This is a genomic window from Pseudomonas sp. MWU16-30323, assembly GCF_020515595.1.
Taxonomy (GTDB): Bacteria; Pseudomonadota; Gammaproteobacteria; order Pseudomonadales; family Pseudomonadaceae; genus Aquipseudomonas; species Aquipseudomonas yamanorum.
Map to the genome: position 1 here is coordinate 69,791 of NZ_JAIWYM010000009.1, position 20,336 is coordinate 90,126.

17 protein-coding genes are annotated in these 20,336 nt (G+C 58.9%); 6 read left to right on the forward strand and 11 right to left on the reverse strand.

Translation table 11 applies throughout. From position 1 onward, the window contains the following. The gene (locus LIY45_RS13140; protein WP_226476577.1) at positions 1-591 is read left to right on the forward strand and encodes a DUF1629 domain-containing protein; all 591 of its coding nucleotides are present in this window, start codon (positions 1-3) and stop codon (positions 589-591) included. Positions 592-740: 149 nt separating this feature from the next. Next, a complete protein-coding gene (locus LIY45_RS13145; RefSeq protein WP_226476578.1) occupies positions 741-1,466 on the forward strand; it encodes a GAD-like domain-containing protein in 726 nt (241 codons plus the stop codon). Between the two features lie 854 nt (positions 1,467-2,320). Here LIY45_RS13145 and LIY45_RS13155 read toward each other — a convergent pair. From LIY45_RS13155 to LIY45_RS13175, 5 genes are all read right to left on the reverse strand, one after another. Then, positions 2,321-3,133 (reverse strand): hypothetical protein, encoded by an 813-nt coding sequence (locus LIY45_RS13155; RefSeq protein ID WP_205489134.1) that lies wholly within the window; start codon positions 3,131-3,133, stop codon positions 2,321-2,323. 171 nt (positions 3,134-3,304) lie between these two features. Continuing rightward, on the reverse strand, positions 3,305-4,882 hold the full coding sequence (gene guaA, locus LIY45_RS13160) for a glutamine-hydrolyzing GMP synthase (RefSeq protein WP_003209644.1): 1,578 nt from the start codon (positions 4,880-4,882) through the stop codon (positions 3,305-3,307). An 82-nt stretch (positions 4,883-4,964) separates the two neighbouring features. Next, positions 4,965-6,434 (reverse strand): IMP dehydrogenase, encoded by a 1,470-nt coding sequence (gene guaB / locus LIY45_RS13165; protein ID WP_003209646.1) that lies wholly within the window; start codon positions 6,432-6,434, stop codon positions 4,965-4,967. Positions 6,435-6,672: 238 nt separating this feature from the next. Next, positions 6,673-7,221, reverse strand: a complete 549-nt coding sequence (locus tag LIY45_RS13170) for a hypothetical protein (protein ID WP_003209647.1) — start codon at positions 7,219-7,221, stop codon at positions 6,673-6,675. A 161-nt stretch (positions 7,222-7,382) separates the two neighbouring features. Further along, entirely contained in the window at positions 7,383-8,150 is a 768-nt protein-coding gene (locus tag LIY45_RS13175; RefSeq protein WP_017478673.1) for a sulfite exporter TauE/SafE family protein, read from the reverse strand. Between the two features lie 99 nt (positions 8,151-8,249). Here LIY45_RS13175 and LIY45_RS13180 point away from each other — a divergent pair, with 99 nt between their 5' ends. The 4 genes from LIY45_RS13180 (at position 8,250) to leuA (ending at position 13,355) form a co-directional block, all read left to right on the forward strand. Beyond that, on the forward strand, positions 8,250-9,140 hold the full coding sequence (locus LIY45_RS13180; RefSeq protein WP_226476579.1) for a LysR family transcriptional regulator: 891 nt from the start codon (positions 8,250-8,252) through the stop codon (positions 9,138-9,140). Between the two features lie 10 nt (positions 9,141-9,150). Next, positions 9,151-10,530 (forward strand): exodeoxyribonuclease VII large subunit, encoded by a 1,380-nt coding sequence (gene xseA, locus LIY45_RS13185; RefSeq protein WP_017478671.1) that lies wholly within the window; start codon positions 9,151-9,153, stop codon positions 10,528-10,530. A gap of 3 nt (positions 10,531-10,533) precedes the next feature. Beyond that, positions 10,534-11,355, forward strand: coding sequence for a peptidoglycan DD-metalloendopeptidase family protein (locus LIY45_RS13190; RefSeq protein ID WP_226476580.1), 822 nt, complete (start codon positions 10,534-10,536; stop codon positions 11,353-11,355). A 320-nt stretch (positions 11,356-11,675) separates the two neighbouring features. After that, positions 11,676-13,355 carry a 2-isopropylmalate synthase gene (gene leuA / locus LIY45_RS13195; protein WP_017478669.1) on the forward strand — a complete coding sequence of 560 codons (1,680 nt, stop codon included), beginning with the start codon at positions 11,676-11,678 and terminating at the stop codon, positions 13,353-13,355. A gap of 202 nt (positions 13,356-13,557) precedes the next feature. Here the strand turns inward: leuA and LIY45_RS13200 are convergent, their stop codons facing one another. The 6 genes from LIY45_RS13200 to hisS all read right to left on the reverse strand — a co-directional run bounded on the left by LIY45_RS13200 (position 13,558) and on the right by hisS (position 20,318). Then, the gene (locus LIY45_RS13200) at positions 13,558-14,349 is read right to left on the reverse strand and encodes an amidohydrolase (RefSeq protein WP_226476581.1); all 792 of its coding nucleotides are present in this window, start codon (positions 14,347-14,349) and stop codon (positions 13,558-13,560) included. Continuing rightward, a complete protein-coding gene (locus LIY45_RS13205) occupies positions 14,337-15,485 on the reverse strand; it encodes a pyridoxal phosphate-dependent aminotransferase (RefSeq protein ID WP_226476582.1) in 1,149 nt (382 codons plus the stop codon). Before LIY45_RS13205 ends, LIY45_RS13200 begins: the two co-directional genes overlap by 13 nt. Positions 15,486-15,593: 108 nt before the next feature. After that, the gene (gene der / locus LIY45_RS13210; RefSeq protein ID WP_003209661.1) at positions 15,594-17,063 is read right to left on the reverse strand and encodes a ribosome biogenesis GTPase Der; all 1,470 of its coding nucleotides are present in this window, start codon (positions 17,061-17,063) and stop codon (positions 15,594-15,596) included. Positions 17,064-17,202: 139 nt separating this feature from the next. Then, a complete protein-coding gene (gene bamB, locus LIY45_RS13215; RefSeq protein ID WP_226476583.1) occupies positions 17,203-18,354 on the reverse strand; it encodes an outer membrane protein assembly factor BamB in 1,152 nt (383 codons plus the stop codon). Then, entirely contained in the window at positions 18,347-18,988 is a 642-nt protein-coding gene (locus LIY45_RS13220) for a tetratricopeptide repeat protein (RefSeq protein ID WP_010176862.1), read from the reverse strand. The genes bamB and LIY45_RS13220 overlap by 8 nt, the downstream gene beginning before the upstream one ends. 40 nt (positions 18,989-19,028) lie before the next feature. Beyond that, positions 19,029-20,318, reverse strand: a complete 1,290-nt coding sequence (hisS, locus tag LIY45_RS13225) for a histidine--tRNA ligase (protein ID WP_226476584.1) — start codon at positions 20,316-20,318, stop codon at positions 19,029-19,031. Positions 20,319-20,336: the final 18 nt, after the last annotated feature.

Here is a 20,336-nt window from a genome sequence, read left to right on the forward strand (position 1 = left end):
ATGAAATACTACTTATTGCGAGAAGATACAAACATTAACAATAGATGGTACTTAGGCAGCATCAAACACTGCAATAACTGGTTCTTTACAGACCCACCGGTAGAATATATGGAGCCTAGCACTTATGAAATTGAAATGCAAAGTGATGGTGTTGCTCTAGACTTCTCCCTGGCTGGATACGCCTCCGTTCCCATCATCAGTCATAAAGCAAAAAAATCACTTATCGGTATTTCCGATTTTGATGAACCCTTCAGGCACATCGTACTTGAGCCTGCGAAAGTCGCAGGCCACCAAGATGAATTTTATGTAATGATTGTGGAAACACAAATCGACTGTGTAGATGAGACACGCTCTATATTTGAAAAATACAAATCAGATGATTCAGTCCGCCCAGACAGGGCAGGTGAGTATAGAGTTTTCTTGAACCTTGTTATTGACCCAGCAAAGGTTAATGGGGAAAATATTTTTCGAATCAAAAAACACCTAGGCGCTCTAATCGTCAGCGAAAAAGTCAAGCTTAGAATGGAGCAAGCTGGTGTGACAGGCGCTATCTTTGAAAGTGTAAACGGGGAGAATACTGTCGTTTGCTAGATGGCAATTTATTTCCGCCTATACCTATAACAGTCAGCTCGCAAAAGGCAATCGGCGAATTTGCCTGGCAGGTCGGCAGCATTGCGACTGAAGGCGACGGTGGTGCAAAGGGTGGCGTGACCAGGAAGTGGATCAAAGGATAACGGTAGATGGCCGAGCCGCTTGAAAGCGCTGGATCAGACAGTGTCTTCCGCCATCGCCAACGGTTCAGGGCAGGCGAAGATGAATGTCAGACTGGAGTTACTAAGAGGGCGTGGAAATTGAGAGATGATTTTTTTCAATCATTGATCGATAATCTAGGCGAACCAAACTCGCGTCGAGAAGTGCCCAAGTCAAGTATCGACAAGTATCGCTCAATATTACCCAAGGCCCTGCTTGGTTATTGGCAGAATGAAGGTTGGTGCTCTTATGCTGATGGGCTGTTCTGGATTGTAGACCCCGAGCCATACAAGGCGACGCTCGATAGGTGGCTGCAGGGCAGTGGCTTGGCAGAAGTCGACAACTATAATGTGATCGCCAGGGATGCATTTGGTTCGTTGTATGCATGGGGTGAGCGTTACCAGCGCAAAATTACAATATCAAGTCTAGCGGGCGGTATTGTTGCGTTGAAGAACCAATTGAGTAAGCCCAATCCGGTCCCGGATAGAACGCTGGGTATATTCCTCGGTTCTACCAGTCGGGAAAGTCTCGACTTTGAGGACAATCAAGGCAAGCCGCTGTTCCAGCGCGCACTGGCAAAGCTTGGGCCGGTTGGCGAAGATGAGATGTACGCGTTCGAGCCCGCCCTTTGCATTGGAGGAAAGGCTGACCTGGAGCATATGAAAAAGGTGGATATTCATGTTCACCTGATGATTCTTGATCAATTACGACGTTGAATAAGATTAAATAAATAAAATAATTATTCCGTTCGCAACAGGATCAATTGTGGAATTAACGCCCCCCCATCATTGGCCTAAAGGAAAAGGGAGCGTGACCGCATCGAAGGGCTTGCCGTCGTCATCGTGCATCGACCGCTTGCTTCCGGCCGCAAGTAGCCGCGCCATATCGGGGCGGCTCCAGGGGCGTCCGTCGGGGCGGGCGCCGATCAATCCCCATTTCGTGAGCGCCGTCCAGTAGACATAGGCAGGCGGCTGGCTGATTGTACGAGGATAGACCTCACCACCGATCACGCCGTCGGGTTCCCCTCCACTACCCTTGAACTGAAGGCGCCCGGTCAGCTTATGCTCAAGATCAGTGAATGCGTGCCCGAAATCTTTGGGGACGGCCGCTTCGCCCGCAAGCTCTGATATAGCCACGGAATGAGGAGCGCGTATCGGAGCCGGGTGTGCAGAACCGAGGTGCCCGGGAAGAAATGGTCTGCGTAACGTTGGTGAACAATTAGGAAGCCAACCTCATCGCGGACCCCGGAGCTGGCACCGAACATCATCTGCTCTGCCTGCCCAAGTGCCTTTCGCGAAAGAAACGTAGAGCCAAAAGATGACAAGAGGCTGCTACCTATTAACTCTACAAATCAGATTGCTGCTTGATACCAGATAAAGTACCAGTTCCTCGACTCACAGTATTGACCTCGCACAGCGCCGTGATCAACCACATTATCCCCGCATTAAGCGGCTGATCACGGTGATCCGGAAGCAGCGATATACCTCACAATCCACGGTATTCACATAGAGATGCAAGGAAGCTCATATATCGCAATTATTCCAGGCGAGGTTCCAGCCTGCCGATTAAATCATTTATCGTTAAACTTATAGCTAATAGAGGCACTCTCCGAACTGACAATTACTACTGAATGCGCGTTAGTGCTGTTCTCGCCTGCCACTTCCAAATAATAAAGCTCGGGAGTTCTTAATAGCAGCTTCCCTTCAATGGCACTACCAGAAACAGATTTACCAAACCCTAACGGCTCGGTTAGCACAACAGGCATTCCTCCAACACGCATCTGAAACAGAGCGTTACCGGCAAGCGCAGCCGCATAGGAATGAAATATAACAGGAGTAACTAGTGCTATCCCTGAAAAAACCAACGGCACCCACCAGCGATTGATTTTCCCATCAATGCCATTAGAAATCCAAAAGAGTACATAGCCTCCTATCAAAAATGCGAAGAACAACGTTGCAACCAAGAGATCATAACTCTTAGCGTAATACGCAACACCGAGTAGTCCCACAGCAACCAGAAGCGCTGCCACAGTTGACAAAGCAACTAGAGGCCAAGGAGCTTTCGCCTTCCAAAATATAGCAGCCCCCATCAAAGACACAGACAAAACAATAAAATTAAATAGCACATTCAAACTAATAATGCGCATACCTCCCTGCTGGGAGCCAAAGATCTCGTAAGCAAAAAAACCATGCTGTCGCATATAAATTGACAGCAATAAACTAGGCAGCACGGACAACGTCATGGCGAGCAGTGCTGCAGAGCCAAGATATTTGATGAGGCCCCGTTTATTTTCGACCACTACCTTGAGCAGTTCCGTTTTTGCATCGCCACCCCTTTCCCAAAACAGCACACATAACATCAACAGTACAAAAAACATTTCCACTACAAAACCTCTCCCTATCAGCGAACAAAACAATATGCACCTACTGACTGCTACACACAGCAGGATCCATAGAAGCAGCGTGTATTCTTTTCGGCTAAAGCAGCAGAAACTTAAGCGTCGCACAAACAAAAGCCCGCGATTAGGCGGGCTTTTGGGGCATATGGAAAGAACTCACTCCCACTCAATCGTCGCCGGCGGCTTGCTCGACACGTCATAAGTCACGCGCGAAATACCTTCGATCTCATTGATGATACGACCGCTGACAGTCTCCAGCAGTTCGTACGGCAGGTGTGCCCAACGGGCGGTCATGAAGTCGATGGTTTCCACCGCACGCAGGGCCACAACCCAGGCGTAACGACGGCCATCGCCGACCACGCCAACCGATTTCACCGGCTGGAACACTACGAACGCCTGGCTGACCTTGTGGTACCAGTCAGCCTTGCGCAGCTCTTCGATGAAGATGTGGTCGGCGCGACGCAGCAGGTCGGCGTATTCCTTCTTCACTTCACCGAGGATCCGCACGCCCAGGCCCGGGCCCGGGAATGGGTGGCGGTAGACCATGTCGTACGGCAGGCCGAGTTCGAGGCCCAGACGACGGACTTCGTCCTTGAACAGTTCGCGCAGTGGCTCTACCAGCTTGAGGTTCATTTCCTCAGGCAGGCCACCCACGTTGTGGTGGGACTTGATCACGTGGGCCTTGCCGCTCTTGGCGCCTGCCGACTCGATCACGTCCGGGTAGATGGTGCCCTGGGCGAGGTACTTGATGTTGTCCAGTTTGTTGGACTGGGCATCGAATACGTCGATGAAGGTGCGGCCGATGATCTTGCGCTTCTTCTCCGGGTCGGACTCGCCGGCCAGGTTGTTCAGGAACTGATCTTCAGCGTTGGCGCGGATCACCTTGACGCCCATGTTCTCGGCGAACATGGCCATCACCTGCTCGCCTTCGTGCAGGCGCAGCAGGCCGTTGTCGACGAAGACGCAAGTCAGCTGGTCGCCGATGGCCTTGTGCAGCAATGCCGCAACCACGGAGGAGTCAACGCCGCCGGACAGGCCCAGCAGGACGTTGTCGGTGCCGACCTGGGCACGTACGTTGGCGATGGCGTCTTCAGCGATCTTCGACGGGGTCCACAGGGCTTCGCACTGGCAGATGTCGAGGATGAAGCGCGACAGGATGCGACCGCCTTGCTTGGTGTGGGTCACTTCCGGGTGGAACTGCACGCCGTAGTAGCCGCGCTCGTCGTTGAACATGCCGGCAATCGGGCAGCTCGGGGTGCTGGCCAGGATGTGGAAGTCTTCCGGCATCCGGGTGACCTTGTCACCGTGGCTCATCCATACGTCGAGGCCGAACAGGCCATCGGCGTCGATGTGGTCTTCGATGCCGTCCAGCAGGCGGCTCTTGCCGACCACGTCGACACGGGCGTAACCGAATTCACGCAGCTCGGAGCCTTCAACCTTGCCGCCCAACTGCTCGGCCATGGTCTGCATGCCGTAGCAGATACCGAAGACCGGGACGCCCAGGTCAAACACCGCCTGCGGGCAACGCGGGCTGTTGGCTTCGTGCACGGACTCGGGGCCGCCGGCGAGAATGACGCCTTTTGGAGCGAATTCGCGAATCGCTTCGTCGTCCATGTCGAACGGATGCAGTTCGCAGTACACGCCGATTTCACGCACGCGGCGGGCGATCAGCTGGGTGTACTGGGAACCGAAGTCGAGGATCAGGATGCGGTGGGCGTGAATGTCGAGGGCCATGAGATCAGTCTCGTCTAATGAATCAGAAACAACTCGGGGCTGAATAAGACAGCCCCGGTTACTTAACTATTTGCTGAAAGCATCAACCTACGCGGTAGTTTGGCGCTTCCTTGGTGATCTGTACGTCGTGGACGTGGGACTCGGCCATGCCGGCACCGGTGATCCGCACGAACTCAGGCTTGGTGCGCATTTCTTCGATGTCGGCGCTGCCGGTGTAGCCCATCGAGGAACGCAGGCCGCCCATCAGTTGATGGATGATGGCGCTCAGGGTGCCCTTGTACGGAACACGCCCTTCAATGCCTTCCGGTACCAGCTTCTCGGCGCCCGCGGAGGAGTCCTGGAAGTAACGGTCGGAAGAACCTTGAGCCTGGGACATGGCGCCCAGGGAACCCATGCCGCGGTAAGCCTTGTACGAACGACCCTGGAACAGTTCGATCTCGCCCGGCGCTTCTTCAGTACCGGCGAACATCGAGCCCATCATCACGCAGGAAGCACCGGCGACGATGGCCTTGGACAGGTCACCGGAGAAACGGATGCCGCCGTCGGCGATCAACGGTACGCCAGTGCCTTCAAGGGCAGCGGCGACGTTGGCAATGGCGCTGATTTGCGGCACGCCTACACCGGCCACGATACGGGTGGTGCAGATCGAGCCAGGGCCGATACCGACCTTGACCGCATCAGCACCGGCTTCGGCGAGGGCCTTGGCGGCAGCGCCGGTGGCAATGTTGCCGCCGATCACTTGCACGTCAGGGAAATTCTGTTTGACCCAGCGAACGCGGTCGATCACGCCTTTGGAGTGGCCGTGGGCAGTGTCGACCACCACCACGTCAACACCGGCAGCCACCAGGGCCGCTACACGGTCACCGGTGTCTTTGCCGGTACCGACCGCAGCGCCTACGCGCAGACGACCTTGATCGTCCTTGCTGGCCAGCGGGTAAGCCTTGGCTTTTTCGATGTCGTTGACGGTCATCATGCCCTTGAGGGCGAATTTGTCGTCGACGATCAGTACGCGTTCGATGCGGTGCTTGTGCAGCAGTTCGCGCACATCGTTCTTGTCGGCGCCTTCCTTGACAGTCACGAGGCGCTCTTTAGGCGTCATCACTTCGCGGACGGTGACTTCAAGACGGTTCTCGAAACGCACGTCACGGGACGTGACGATGCCGACCAGGTCGCCATCGTGCAGCACCGGAACGCCGGAGATGTTGTGCAGGCGGGTCAGGTCGAACAGGTCACGAACGGTGGCATCGGCCTCGATGGTGATCGGGTCCTTGACCACACCGGCTTCGTAACGCTTGACCTTGCGAACTTCGGCAGCTTGCTGCTCGATGGTCATGTTCTTGTGGATGATGCCGATGCCGCCTTCCTGAGCCATGGCGATTGCCAAACGGGCTTCAGTGACGGTGTCCATGGCAGCGGAAACCAGAGGAATATTCAGCTCGATGCCACGGGTTAGGCGGGTCTTGAGACTGACTTCGTTAGGAAGCACCTCGGAATAACCGGGCACTAGGAGAATGTCGTCGAATGTCAGAGCTTCTTGGCTGATACGCAGCATCGCGGGGGCTCCCGAGCGGGAAAATGGAAGCGCGCCATTATAGTCAGACACCCCCTCGGGTTCAATGTAAAACTCTGACAAACTTGGTAATACTGATAGATGGATGACTTTTGCAGCACTGATCGTTCACACGCTCTGCGTTGGAATGCCGCTTTGGACGCTCCGCGTCCTGGCCAGGGCGACGCGGAGCGTCACGGGAAGCGTTCCCACGCGGGAGCGTGGGAACGATCACATCAGGTCAAAGCTCGACTTTGACCCAACTCATCTTCTGGTCCAGCCAATCGGCAAATTCGTCGATAAAACTCTGCTTGAACCCCGCCTCCGCCCAGTTATTGAAGATGAATCCCAGGTTGGAAAAGCCGCATTCCTGCAGGAACAGGAAGCCATTGATGTCGTCTTCATGCCCACACAACGGGCAGGTGAAGTTATCGGTGTGACCGGGCATCCAGTCTTCCAGGCTTTCGAACAGGGCTTCGCCGACTTCCTTGAGGCATTCCGGGCAGCCGGCTTCTTCGAGAAAACCCTTGGCCGGGGTGTAGATGCAGCGCTTGTAGATAATCTCCAGGCCGTTGATTGGCTCGTTGAACGGCAGCGCATCGGGATGCAGCACCACGGCGCGGGCACCGTCGGCCAGGGCATAGCCCATGCGGTTGCCGGTGCGCCCGCATGTGGTGAGTTCTTCCTTGACGATGTTCTTGCGCACCAGCCAGCGCACAATCGCCCGGGCGCGGGGTTCGTGGACGGGCAAGGTGGAGATCTTGGGGACAAGGATGCTTTGGGAGTTCATGGTGCCTGGGTGTCCTGCGGTGTGGCTTCTGACGCCTTCGCGAGCAAGCCCGCTCCCACATTCGACCGCATTCCTACAGGATAAATGCAGTCGAATGTGGGAGCGGGCTTGCTCGCGAAGAGGCCCTAAAGCCCGGCAGCTTAATCCCTGACACCCACAGGTCAAGTACTCAAGTAACGGGCAATCAAGGCAATGCCACTGGCCAGCACCAGCCAGGTCACCAACCGCACGAATGCCTCTCGGGACATGCGCAGGGTCAACCGCCGCCCCGCCCACAGCCCGAGCGCCATGGCCGGCAACAGGCACACCGCCAACATCAATAAGGGTAGCTCGGCATACACGCCCGCGATCAGAAACAGGCCCAGGCGCACCACTGTGCTGCAACTGATCAACGCGCTCTGGGTCGCCCGCGCGCCGTCCTTGGGCAAGCGGCTGTTGAGGTAGATCGCATATAAAAAACCGCCGCTGCCGAACAACGCCCCGAACAGCCCACCGACAACCCCCATGGGAATCGCCCAGCCGGCCGCCAGCTGTGTGGGCTTGGCCTTCACCGCCAGGCTGTAGATCGCATAGGCGCTGATAAACAGCCCCATCAATAGCAGCAATAAATCAGAGTGCAGGTTGAGCAGGAAGATCACCCCAAGGGTGCAGCCAATCGCCATGCACGGCAGCAGCCTCAGCAATTCCGGTTTCACCACATCCCGCCGCGATTGCAGGAGGTTGCCAAAGGCCGCGACAAAATCCAGCAGCACCAGCAACGGAATGATCTTCGACAACGGCATGAACAGAATCAGGATCGGCCCCGCCACCAGCGCGGTACCAAAGCCTGCGATACCGAACACGATATACGCCAGGGCAATCGCCACGCCGATCACTAGCCAGTCAACACCGCCAAACGACCAATGACTCAACAGTTCGACCGGGCTCATGAGGTATTCCTTATTGGAGATGGCCATCACTTTAGCCATTGGCGAGGGTTGCGACTAATATCTTCAAAGCCCATCACTCATCTCGAAAAGGCATGACTTGTGATTTCCACCCGGCAGTTGCGTTACTTCGTCGAAATCGCCGAGAGCGGCAGCTTCAGCGCGGCGGCCGAGCGGCTGTTTGTGGCGCAATCGGCCCTCAGCCGGCAGATCAAGGAACTGGAAAACCTGCTGCAAACGCCTTTGTTCGAACGCACTGCGCGCCAGCCACGACTGACGGCTGCGGGCGAAACGTTTTACCCACGGGCGCGCAACCTGCTGGGCGAACTGCTCAAAGCCAGTGAAATGGCGACGCAAGTGGGCAATGGCCAACTCGGTACCCTGCGCATGAGCCATTCGAGCACGGTACCGATGAGTGGCCGCCTGCTGCGCGGCATCGGTGCCTGGTTGGAACAGTGCCCGGGCGTGTCGATGGACATCGCCAAACTGTCCTCCGAAGCCCAGTTGGAAGAAATCGCCGACGGTCGGCTGGAAGTCGGGCTGTTGCGCTTGCCGGTGTTGCGCCAGCGCGAGGGCGTGCGCATCGTGCCTTTATATAGCGAGCGGCTGTTGCTGGCGGTGCCGCCGAGTCATCGGTTGGCCGGGCACACATCCGGTATCGATTTGGCGCAACTGAAGAACGAAGCGTTTATCTCGATCCCTCACCCCCAGCGTGGAGGGCTGAGTTACCTGTCAGCCGAGTTGTGCATGCGTGCAGGATTTTTCCCCAAGGCCGCCCGGGTGATGTCGCGCAAGACCACGCAGTTGCAGCTGATCCAGGCCGGATTCGGGATCGCCCTGCTGCCGGAGTCGATGCAGGACATCGCGCCGGCCAACATTCATTTTCTGCCCTTGGCCGACCCCGATTGCCAAAGCACCGTCGCCCTCGCCTGCCAGCAAACGCCGAGTGCGCTGGTGGAGCAGTTCTGTCAAACCCTGCACGAATGCCTATAAACTGCCGCCCATGATTAAAGATCCCTTTGCCCGTCTGGGCCTGGACCGCGAAGTCCTGACTGTCAGCCAGCTCAACGGCCGTGCGCGGGTGTTGCTGGAAGACGTGTTCACCAATATCTGGGTCGAAGGCGAGATCTCCAACCTCGCCCGCCCGGCCTCCGGCCACGTGTACTTCACCCTAAAGGACAGCGGCGCCCAGGTGCGTTGTGCGCTGTTCCGGCAGAACGCCGCCCGGGTACGGCAGGCGTTGAAAGACGGCCTGGCGGTGAAGGTACGGGGCAAGGTCTCGCTCTTCGAAGGCCGTGGCGACTATCAGCTGATTCTCGACACCGTGGAGCCAGCCGGTGACGGCGCCTTGCGCCTGGCCTTCGACGCGCTGAAGGAAAAACTCAGCGCCGAAGGCCTGTTCAGTGCCGAGCGCAAGGTACCGCTGCCCGCACACCCAAGGCGCATCGGCATTATCAGCTCGCCCACCGGCGCGGTGATTCGCGACATCATCAGCGTGTTCCGCCGCCGGGCACCCAACGTGGAGCTGACGTTGATCCCGACGGCGGTGCAAGGCCGTGAAGCGGTCGCGCAAATCGTCCGCGCACTGAAGCTGGCCGACGCACGGGGCTTCGACGCGTTGATCCTGGCCCGTGGCGGCGGCTCGCTGGAAGACCTCTGGTGCTTCAACGAAGAAGCGGTGGCGCGTGCGGTGGACGCCTGCGTGACACCGATCGTCAGCGCCGTTGGCCATGAGACCGATGTGTCGATCAGCGACTTTGTCGCCGACGTACGCGCCCCGACCCCTTCCGCCGCTGCCGAGCTGTTAGCGCCGGATTCCAGTCACCTGACTCGCCAGGTAGAGAATCTGCACCGTCGCCTGGTGATGCTGATGCGCAATCGCCTGACCCACGACCGCCTGCGCCTGGAAGGCATGGCCCGCCGCCTGCGTCACCCGGGCGAACGCCTGCGCCAGCAAGCCCAACGCCTCGACGACCTGGACATGCGCCTGCGCCGGGCCTTCGAGCGCAACCTGAATACCCGTCGTGAACGGCTGATCCGCCTGGAAACCCGCCTCGCCGGCCAACACCCTGGCCGTCAACTGGCCCTGCTGCGCCAGCGCCTGGACAGCCTTGCCGAACGCCTGCCCCGCGCCATGCGCGAAGGCCTCAAGGCCCGTCGCCTGCAACTGCAAAGCCAGGTGCAGACGCTGCACGTGGTCAGCCCACTGGCGACGCTTGGACGCGGCTACAGCATCCTGCTCGACGAACGCGGCCAGGCGATTCGCAATGCCGCGCAAACCCACACCGGCCAGCGCCTCACCGCGCGCCTCGGTGAAGGCCAATTGCAAGTGCGGGTGGAAGACAACCACCTGACGCCCGTCACCCTCTCGTTACTGGATTGATTGATGCCACGCTTTTTAAGTTTGTTGATGCTGTTGTGCCTGACCTTCAATGCCCACGCCGACAGCTACATCACTCGGCTGCTGAACAAGCCGGTGCCCGGTGGCGTCGCGGTGGTCGACCTCGGCACATCGGCGACGGCGCCCAAAGCCACCTACCTGAACCGGCCAGTGCTGGTGGTGAAGGAACAGAACAACTGGCTGGCGATTGTGGGCATTCCGCTGACGGTCAAACCCGGCACCCAACGCATCACCAGCGGCAGCCAGAACCTGCCGTTTGTCGTGGGGTTCAAGAAGTACCCTGAGCAGCACATCACCCTGAAGAACAAAAGCCAGGTGAACCCGGACCCGGCGCAACTCAAGCGCATCGAAGGCGAACTGGCGGTCCAGCTCAAGGCGTATCGCAGCTTCAGCCCGAACACGCCAAGCAACCTGCTGCTGGACAAGCCGGTGAACGGGCCACTGTCGAGCAAATTCGGCGTGCGACGTTTCTTCAATGGCGAGGAGCGTAATCCGCATTCCGGCCTGGACTTTGCCGTAGGCGCTGGCACGCCGATCAAGACCCCGGCAGCGGGCAAGGTGATTCTGACTGGCAACTACTTCTTTAACGGCAACACCGTGTTTGTGGACCATGGCCAGGGCTTTATCAGCATATTCTGCCATATGTCGAAGATTGACGTGAGCGTAGGCCAGCAACTGGCCCGTGGTGCGGTGGTGGGCAAGGTCGGTTCCACGGGCCGGGCGACCGGGCCGCATATGCATTGGAACATCAGCCTGAACGACGCCCGGGTGGATCCAGCGATCTTTATCGGCGCGTTTCAGCCCTGACACTCAATTGCGCACCCGGCAACGGGCGCGCAAACAAAACAGCGTCACGCACAATTCTCAACCATAAAATCTCGTTTTCTGCACCAATAGCAGAACTTCTCTCAATTTTTTTCGACTGCTTGCCATCTTTCACCCCGGCGGTTAGGGTTGGACTTATGAAAACCTCTCACACCCTCATTCAGCTCCGCCAGCACCGCAGCCTGTGCCTAGTCAGCGCACGACTGCCAGGCTGAATCGATCTGCCTCGTCTTCTGCTTTTCCCCCAATAACAGTTTTACGGCAGGCCGCCTTTTTTCGGCCCTTAAACAAAGGATTTCCCGATGAGCATGCTCAAAGATCCGTCTTCGAAATACCGCGCGTTCCCGACCATTGATATCCCGGACCGCACCTGGCCGTCGAAGACCATCACCACCGCGCCGATCTGGTGCAGTTCCGACTTGCGCGACGGCAACCAGTCGCTGATCGAACCGATGGACGCGGTGAAAAAGCTGCGCTTCTGGAAGACCCTGGTCGCCGTCGGCGTGAAGGAAATCGAAGCCTCCTTCCCGGCCGCATCACAAACCGATTTCGACTTCGTGCGTACCCTGATCGAAGACAATCACATCCCCGAGGACACCACCATCCAGGTGCTGACCCAGGGCCGTGAAGACTTGATCGCACGCACCTTCGAATCCCTGCGCGGGGCGAAAAAGGCCATCGTTCACTTGTACAACGCCACGTCGCCGTCGTTCCGCCGCATCGTGTTCAACCAGGACAAGGACGGCATCAAGGCCATCGCGGTCAACGCGGCCAAGCTGTTCGTCAAATACGCCGCCCAGCAGCCGGAAACCCAGTGGACCTTCGAGTACTCGCCAGAGACGTTCAGCGCCACTGAGCTGGAGTTCGCCAAGGAAGTCTGTGACGCGGTGATCGAGGTCTGGAACCCGACGCCTGAGCACAAGGTGATCCTCAACCTGCCGGCCACCGTTGAATGCGCCACCCCGAACATCTATGCCGACCAGATCGAGTGGTTCGGTCGCCATATCAACCGTCGTGACAGCGTGATCATCAGTCTGCACACCCACAACGACCGTGGCACCGGCGTGGCCGCGACCGAATTGGGCCTGATGGCTGGCGCCGACCGTGTCGAAGGCTGCCTGTTCGGCAACGGCGAGCGTACCGGTAACGTCGACCTGGTGACCGTGGCGTTGAACATGTACACCCAGGGCCTCGACCCTCAGTTGGACTTCTCCGACATCGACGGCATCCGCAAGGTTGTCGAAGAGTGCAACCAGATCCCGGTGCACCCGCGTCACCCGTACGTCGGCGACCTGGTTCACACCGCCTTCTCCGGCTCCCACCAGGACGCCATCCGCAAGGGCTTCTCCCAGCAGAAAGACGATGCCCTGTGGGAAGTCCCGTACTTGCCGATCGACCCGGCCGACATTGGCCGCAGCTACGAAGCGGTGATTCGCGTCAACAGCCAGTCGGGCAAAGGCGGCATCGCTTACCTGTTGGAGCAGGAATACGGCATCAGCTTGCCGCGCCGCATGCAGATCGAGTTCAGCCAGGTGGTACAGGCCGAAACCGACCGCGTGGGGCTGGAGATGACTGCCGCACAGATCTACAGCTTGTTGCAGCGCGAATACCTGCAAGCCAACATTCCTTACGCGCTGGTGAGCCATCGCTTGCAGGAAGAGAACGGCAACAGCTCGGTGGAAGTTGAAGTCTCCGGCAAGGGCCAGGGCGAAACCAACCTGCGCTGGCACGGTAAAGGCAACGGCGCCCTGGAGGCGCTGGTGGCCGGCCTGCCGATTGGTGTCGAGATCATGGACTACAACGAACACGCGATTGGTGCCGGCACCCATGCCAAGGCAGCGGCTTACATTGAGCTGCGGGTGAACGGTGAGCGTCCGGTGCACGGTGTGGGTATTGATGAAAACATCACCACGGCGAGCTTCAAGGCGGTGTTCAGTGCGCTGAACCGCTCGTTGAGCCAGCTGGAAGCGAAAGCGGCGTAAGTTCCAACCGCTGACATGCAAAAGGCCCCGGGATGAGAATCCAGGGGCCTTTTTATTGGAGTTCGAAATTTGTGGTGACTGTCAGGGCCTCATCGCGGGCAAGCCCGACTCCCACAGGGGAATGCATTCCTCCAGACGATTCAGATCAAATGTGGGAGCCGGGCTTGCCCGCGATAGCGATCTCCCTGGCGATGGAGGTCCTTTAGACAAACTCAAAGCTGTCCGCATCCAGGTTCGCCGGGAAGCGTGTGCGGTACTCCGCCAATTCCGCTGCGTCCAGGCACACCTGGAACACCCCGTCCGCCTCCCCTGCGCTCAGCAGGCTTTCGCCCTGGAAGTCCACGACCTGGCTGTCGCCGGTGTAGGCAAAACCCTTCCCGTCCGTGCCCACCCGATTCACCGCCGCCACGTAGCACAGGTTTTCAATGGCCCGTGCCGGCAACAAGCGGTTCCAGTGCTGACGCCGTGCACCCGGCCAGTTGGCGGTGTACAGCAGCAGGTCCGTGTCCTGGGCGTCACGGCTCCACACCGGGAAGCGCAGGTCGTAGCAGATCAACGGACGAATCCGCCAACCCTTGAGTTCAAACTGCACCTGACGCTCGCCCGGGGTGTAGTGGTCGTGCTCACCGGCCATACGGAACAGATGACGCTTGTCGTAGTGCAGCACCTCACCCTCCGGGCGCGCCCACAGCAGGCGATTGCGGTGGCTGCCGTCGGCGGCCTGGATGATCACGCTGCCGGTGATCACGGCGTTGTACTTCTTCGCCTGGGCCAGCAACCATTGATGGGTGGGGCCGTTTTCAGGCTCGGCGAGGGTTTGCGATTCCATGGAAAAACCGGTGGTAAACATCTCCGGTAGCACGATCAGGTCGGCACCCTTGGCCTGTTCCAGCAGCAGTTCGAAATGCTCCAGGTTGGCCTGGCGGTCGTGCCAGGCCAGGGTGGTTTGCACCAGGGCAATGTTCAGGTTGGGCAGTGCACTCAGATCACGCATAGTTTCTCGGCTGCTTGACGCAGCGTTTCCTCGCGTTTGGCAAAGCACAGTCGCACCAGGCGCTGGCCTTGCGGTGGGTTCTGGTAGAACACCGAGACCGGGATGGTCGCCACGCCATGTTCGCGGGTCATCCATAGCGACATGGCGACGTCATCCAGGTCGGGGCGAATCTGTGAGTAATCCACCAGTTGGAAGTAAGTACCGGCCACCCGGGTAAAGCTGAAACGCGACGGTTCCAGCAGGTCGCAGAACAGGTCGCGCTTGGCTTGATAGAAAGCCGGCAGTTCCTCGACGTGTTCCGGGTGTTCGGCCATGAAGTCTGCCAAAGCGTACTGCAACGGGGTCACCCCGCAAAAGTTGACATATTGATGCACCTTGCGCAGCTCGGCGCTGAGGGCCGGCGGCGCGACCACATAGCCGGTTTTCCAGCCGGTGACGTGGTAGGTCTTGCCGAAGGAGCTGACCACGAAGGCGCGCTGGTACAGTTCCTCGTGGGCCAGCACGCTGACGTGGGGTACACCGTCGAACACCAGGTGCTCGTAGACCTCGTCGCTGACCAGGTAGATGTCACGGTCGCGGATCAACTCGGCCAACTGGTCCAGCTCGGCGCGGCTGATCAGGGCACCGGTGGGGTTGTGCGGGCTGTTGAGGATGATCATGCGGGTGCGCGGGGACAGCGCCGCCTTGATCTGTTCGAAGTCCAGAGCGAAGTCATGCAGCCCCAGTTGCACGTGTACGCAGCGACCGCCTGCCAGCTCCACAGAAGGCTCATAGCTGTCGTAGGCCGGATCGAACACGATCACTTCATCACCGCTGCGGATCACCGCCTGGATCGCGCAGAAGATCGCCTCAGTGGCGCCAGGGGTGATGGTCACTTCGCTGTCGGCATTCACCGTGGCGCCATAGCTGCGGGCGATCTTGGCCGCCACCTGCTGGCGCAGCACCGGCAGGCCGGTCATGGGTGCGTATTGGTTATGGCCAAGGGCAATGTGCTTGCCCACGCCATCGAGCAAACCTTGAGGCCCGTTGAAGTCGGGAAACCCCTGGGACAGGTTGAGCGCACCGGTTTCGGCGGCAAGTTGCGACATGGTGGTGAAGATGGTGGTGCCGACATTCGGCAGCTTACTGGTGATCATCGGTGCGCCCCTTGCGGTGAGCCCCAAGTTTTAAGCTGCATGCCGCGAGGGGTCAACCGCCTGGCACAAAAAAGGGCTCTTAAAGAGCCCTTTTTCAACCGATCAGGATCAGCGCTTGTCGCGGCGCTTTTTGTCGGCTTTCTTGTGGTGCGTCATCATCCGGCGCTTTTTGTTGACCTGGCGGTCGGTGAGGCTGTTCTTGTTACCTTCGTACGGGTTCTCGCCACCCTTGAACTCGATACGGATCGGCGTGCCGACCAGTTTCAAGACACGGCGATAGGTGTTTTCCAGGTAACGCACGTAGGACTTCGGCACCTTCTCCAGCTGGTTACCGTGGATCACGATAATCGGCGGGTTGGCACCACCCAAGTGAGCGTAACGCAGCTTGATCCGACGGTTGTTGACCATCGGTGGCGCGTGCTCGCTGACCGCATCTTCCAGAATCTGGGTCAGGCGGTTGGTCGGCCAGCGGGTAACCGCGGACTTGAACGAGTTCTGCACCGAAGCGTAGAGGTTGCCCACGCCGGTACCGTGCAGTGCCGAGATAAAGTGAATATCGGCAAACTCGACGAAGAACAGGCGACGCTGCAGCTCGACCTTGACGTAGTCGCGCTCGCTCGGCGTCATGCCGTCCCACTTGTTGATCGCGATCACCAGGGCACGACCGGCTTCCAGGGCAAAGCCCAGCAAGTTCAGGTCGTGGTCTACCACGCCTTCGCGGGCATCCATGACGAAGATCACCACGTTGGCGTCTTTGATCGCCTGCAGGGTTTTCACCACGGAAAACTTTTCAACTTCCTCGTGGATCTTGCCGCGCTTGCGCACACCGGCGGTGTCGATCAGCGTGTACTTCTCGTCGTTACGCTCGAACGGGATGTAGATACTGTCGCGGGTGGTGCCGGGCTCGTCGTAGACGATTACCCGGTCTTCACCGAGCATGCGGTTGACCAGGGTCGACTTGCCGACGTTCGGACGGCCGATGATCGCGATCTTGATACCGTCTTTTTCGCTTGGGCCAGGAATGCGCTTGGCTTCCTCGCCTTCGGCAACGATTTCTTCTTCGCCTTCGACTTCATCCACGTCATCACGCGGGAAGTCGCGCAGCGCGATTTCCAGCATCTGGGTGATGCCGCGACCGTGGGCACCGGCGATCGGGATCGCGTCGCCCAGGCCCATCGGGCTGAACTCGGCACGGGCCATTTCAGGATCGATGTTGTCGATCTTGTTGGCCACCACATAGGAACGCTTGTTGCGCTTGCGCAGGTGCTCGCCAATCATCTGGTCAGCAGCGGTGTAGCCCGCGCGGGCGTCCACCAGGAACAACACGACATCAGCTTCTTCAATGGCCAGCAGCGACTGCTCGGCCATCTTTTCGTCCATGCCATGCTCGTCACCGGAGATACCACCGGTGTCGACAATAATGTAGGAGCGCCCTTGCCACTTTGCCTCACCGTATTGGCGATCACGGGTCAGACCGGACAAGTCGCCGACAATGGCGTCACGAGTCCTGGTCAGGCGGTTGAACAAGGTGGACTTGCCGACGTTCGGTCGGCCCACCAGGGCGATTACGGGAACCATGCGGCTCTCCACTTCGTTATTTCAGAAAATACAAAAGCCGCTGCAAGGCAGCGGCTGGTGCTCGGGGCAGCATATTCAAATGCCGCATGCCCCGCCGAAGCGGGGCCGCCTGGGTGTTACCCCAAGCATAGTCAAACCATTACTTGATGGTCAGCGCTTCCAGTTTGCCGCTGTTGCCATACACGTAAAGCATGTTACCCACCACCAGCGGACGGGCACGCAGGCCGTCGCTGTCGATGCGTTCGCGACCGACGAAGCGACCGTCCACCTGGCTCAGCAGGTGCAGGTAGCCTTCAAAATCGCCTACCGCTACGTAGCTGGAGAACACTTCCGGTGCCGACAACTGACGGCGAGCCAGGGAGTCGTTGCTCCACAATGCAGTGGTGGAACGCTCGTCGACACTTTCAACCGTGCCAGACGCCAGGCTTACGTAGACGCTGCCAAACCCTTGGGCGACACCGGCGTAGCTGGAAGCATCACGCTGCCAGTTGATCCGGCCGCTTTGCACGTCCAGCGCCGCGACGCGGCCCTGGTAAGTGGCGACGTAAAGGGTATCACCCGACAGCAGCAAGCCACCGTCGATGTCCACTACGCGGTCCAGTTCCGAACGCCCCTGAGGAATAGCGACCCGGGTTTCCCAGGCCGGCACGCCGTTCTGGGTGTCCAGGGCGACCACTTTACCGGTCGACAGGCCTGCCAGTGCGAGGTTGCTGGTCACAACCGGACCGCTGGTACCGCGCAAGGTCAGGACCGCCGGCGTGCTGTCGTACAACCAGCGCTGGTTACCAGTGGCGGCGTCGAGGCCGATTACACGGTCATCCTGGGTCTGCACGACAACGATGTCGCCGTTGGTAGCCGGTGGCGAGAGCACTTCACTGGTCACGCGAGCGCGCCATTTCTCTTCACCAGTGCTCTCATCCAGCGCCACCACATCGCCTTTCAGCGTGCCGAGCAGCAGCATGCCGGAACCCACGCCAACGGCGCCGGACACAGGCAAGTCGAGATCTTTCTTCCATTTGACGTCGCCGTTCATGCGATCCATGGAGACCACAACGCCGGTGGAGTCAGCAGCGAAGATGGTGTCACCGTCGATAGCCGGAACCATCAGGTTGTACAGATCGCCCTGACCGTCACCAATGGAGCGGCTCCACTGCTTTTGCAGGACCACTTCTTCCTTGAAGCTGGTCAGCTCGGCCGGAGGCAGTTCTTTTTTGCTGTTGCTGCTGCAACCCGCGGCCAAAACGGCCAGAGCCAGCAATGCTGCATGTTTCCAACGGATCACGTCACGCATCCCCTTTGGCCAAGTCGTCGAGCTTGATTTGTAAGCCACCGACCGCCGCTTCATCAGACAGCGCCGCCTTGGCTTTTTGGTACGCAGCATTGGCTTCGTCGGTACGACCCAATTGGACCAGGAGGTCGCCCTTGAGCTCTTCACGAGTGGCCAGGAATGCCTTGTCAGCATCGCCGTCGAGCAGTTTCAGTGCGTCGTCGGCCTTGTTCTGTGCCGCGAGTACCTGAGCCAGACGCTGACGTGCGATTTCACCCAGTGTCGGGTTGGCCGGCTTGTCGGTGATGGCTTTCAGCTCGGAGGCTGCGTCATCCAGCTTGCCGTTGTCGACCGCAACTTTTGCGACGAACAGGCTGCCGTATTGCGCGTAGGTGCTACCGCCGAACTCGCTCTTCAGCTTGCCGGCCAGGTCTGCAACCTGGGCAAGGTCAGGCTTGCCGTTTGGCGTCAGCGTGGTTTCCAGCAGTTGCTGATAGATAATCGAGGCGCCTTGCGACTGGTTAGCCTGATACTTGTGCCAGGCTTGCCAGCCGAACACCACTACTAAAGCCAGCAAGCCGCCAGTGACCAGGGGCTTGCCGTTGCGCTGCCACCAGTCTTTGAACTCGGCCAGCTGGTCATCATCAGTACTCGACACCCCAATACTCCTTAATCGCTAAATCGGCTGTTTGACAGCTTCAACCCTGCACGATGCAGGTGGCCAGGTGCGCTGCAAGCGCATCAAAGGCAATGCTTTGTTGTTCACCCTGACCACGCAGGGGTTTGAAACTTACCACTTGCTGGGCCAACTCATCATCACCCAGGATCAGTGCATACAACGCACCGCTCTTATCGGCTTTCTTGAACTGGCTTTTGAAGCTGCCGGCACCGGCATTGATTTGCAGGCGCAGGTTCGGCAGTTGGTCGCGCAGCTTCTCGCTCAGGGCCAGGGCAGCCAGTTCGGCCGCCTCGCCAAAGGCACAGAAGTACACGTCCACCTGACGGGAGATTTCTTCGGGGACCTGCTCCAGGGTTTCCAGCAGCAGGATCAGCCGCTCAATACCCATGGCGAAGCCAACACCAGTGGTCGGCTTGCCGCCCATCTGCTCGACCAGGCCGTCGTAACGGCCACCGGCACACACGGTGCCCTGGGCGCCGAGCTTGTCAGTCACCCATTCGAACACGGTCTTGCTGTAGTAATCGAGGCCACGCACCAGTTTCGGATTGATGACGTATGGAATACCGGCTGCATCCAGGCGAGCCTTGAGGCCCTCGAAGTGGACGCGGGACTCGTCGTCCAGGTAGTCGGCCATTTTCGGCGCGTCCACCAGTACGGCCTGGGTCTCGGCGTTCTTGGTGTCCAGTACCCGCAGCGGGTTGGTTTTCAGGCGGCGCTGGCTGTCTTCGTCCAGCTTGTCCAGGTGGGCCGACAGGAATTCCACCAGGGCTTCGCGGTAGCGGCCCCGGGATTCACTGGTGCCCAGGCTGTTGAGTTCAAGCTTGACCGCATCGCGGATGCCCAGCATGCCCCACAGGCGCCAGGTCAGCACGATCAGCTCGGCGTCGATGTCCGGACCGTCAAGGTTGAACACCTCCAGGCCGATCTGGTGGAACTGGCGATAACGGCCTTTCTGCGGACGCTCGTGGCGGAACATCGGGCCGATGTACCAGAGCTTCTGCGGCTGGCCACCCCCGGTGAGGCCATGCTCGAGCACCGCACGCACGCACGCGGCAGTACCTTCCGGACGCAGGGTCAGGGAGTCGCCGTTGCGGTCTTCGAAGGTGTACATCTCTTTTTCGACGATGTCGGTCACTTCACCGATGGAGCGCTTGAACAGCTCGGTGAACTCGACGATCGGCATGCGGATCTGCTTGTAACCGTAGTTATCCAGCAGGCGCGCGACAGTACCCTCGAAGTAGCGCCACAGGGGCGTCTGCTCAGGCAGGATGTCGTTCATGCCACGAATGGCTTGCAGAGACTTGCTCACATCAAATCCTTAAATTCG

Bases quoted from the DNA above. Each gene is read 5' to 3' on its own strand.
- LIY45_RS13140 (WP_226476577.1), top strand. From the start codon at position 1: ATGAAATACTACTTATTGCGAGAAGATACAAACATTAACAATAGATGG.
- LIY45_RS13145 (WP_226476578.1), top strand. From the start codon at position 741: ATGGCCGAGCCGCTTGAAAGCGCTGGATCAGACAGTGTCTTCCGCCAT.
- guaA (WP_003209644.1), bottom strand. From the start codon at position 4,882: ATGGCCCTCGACATTCACGCCCACCGCATCCTGATCCTCGACTTCGGT.
- guaB (WP_003209646.1), bottom strand. From the start codon at position 6,434: ATGCTGCGTATCAGCCAAGAAGCTCTGACATTCGACGACATTCTCCTA.
- LIY45_RS13170 (WP_003209647.1), bottom strand. From the start codon at position 7,221: ATGAACTCCCAAAGCATCCTTGTCCCCAAGATCTCCACCTTGCCCGTC.
- LIY45_RS13175 (WP_017478673.1), bottom strand. From the start codon at position 8,150: ATGAGCCCGGTCGAACTGTTGAGTCATTGGTCGTTTGGCGGTGTTGAC.
- xseA (WP_017478671.1), top strand. From the start codon at position 9,151: ATGATTAAAGATCCCTTTGCCCGTCTGGGCCTGGACCGCGAAGTCCTG.
- LIY45_RS13190 (WP_226476580.1), top strand. From the start codon at position 10,534: ATGCCACGCTTTTTAAGTTTGTTGATGCTGTTGTGCCTGACCTTCAAT.
- leuA (WP_017478669.1), top strand. From the start codon at position 11,676: ATGAGCATGCTCAAAGATCCGTCTTCGAAATACCGCGCGTTCCCGACC.
- LIY45_RS13200 (WP_226476581.1), bottom strand. From the start codon at position 14,349: ATGCGTGATCTGAGTGCACTGCCCAACCTGAACATTGCCCTGGTGCAA.
- LIY45_RS13205 (WP_226476582.1), bottom strand. From the start codon at position 15,485: ATGATCACCAGTAAGCTGCCGAATGTCGGCACCACCATCTTCACCACC.
- der (WP_003209661.1), bottom strand. From the start codon at position 17,063: ATGGTTCCCGTAATCGCCCTGGTGGGCCGACCGAACGTCGGCAAGTCC.
- bamB (WP_226476583.1), bottom strand. From the start codon at position 18,354: ATGCGTGACGTGATCCGTTGGAAACATGCAGCATTGCTGGCTCTGGCC.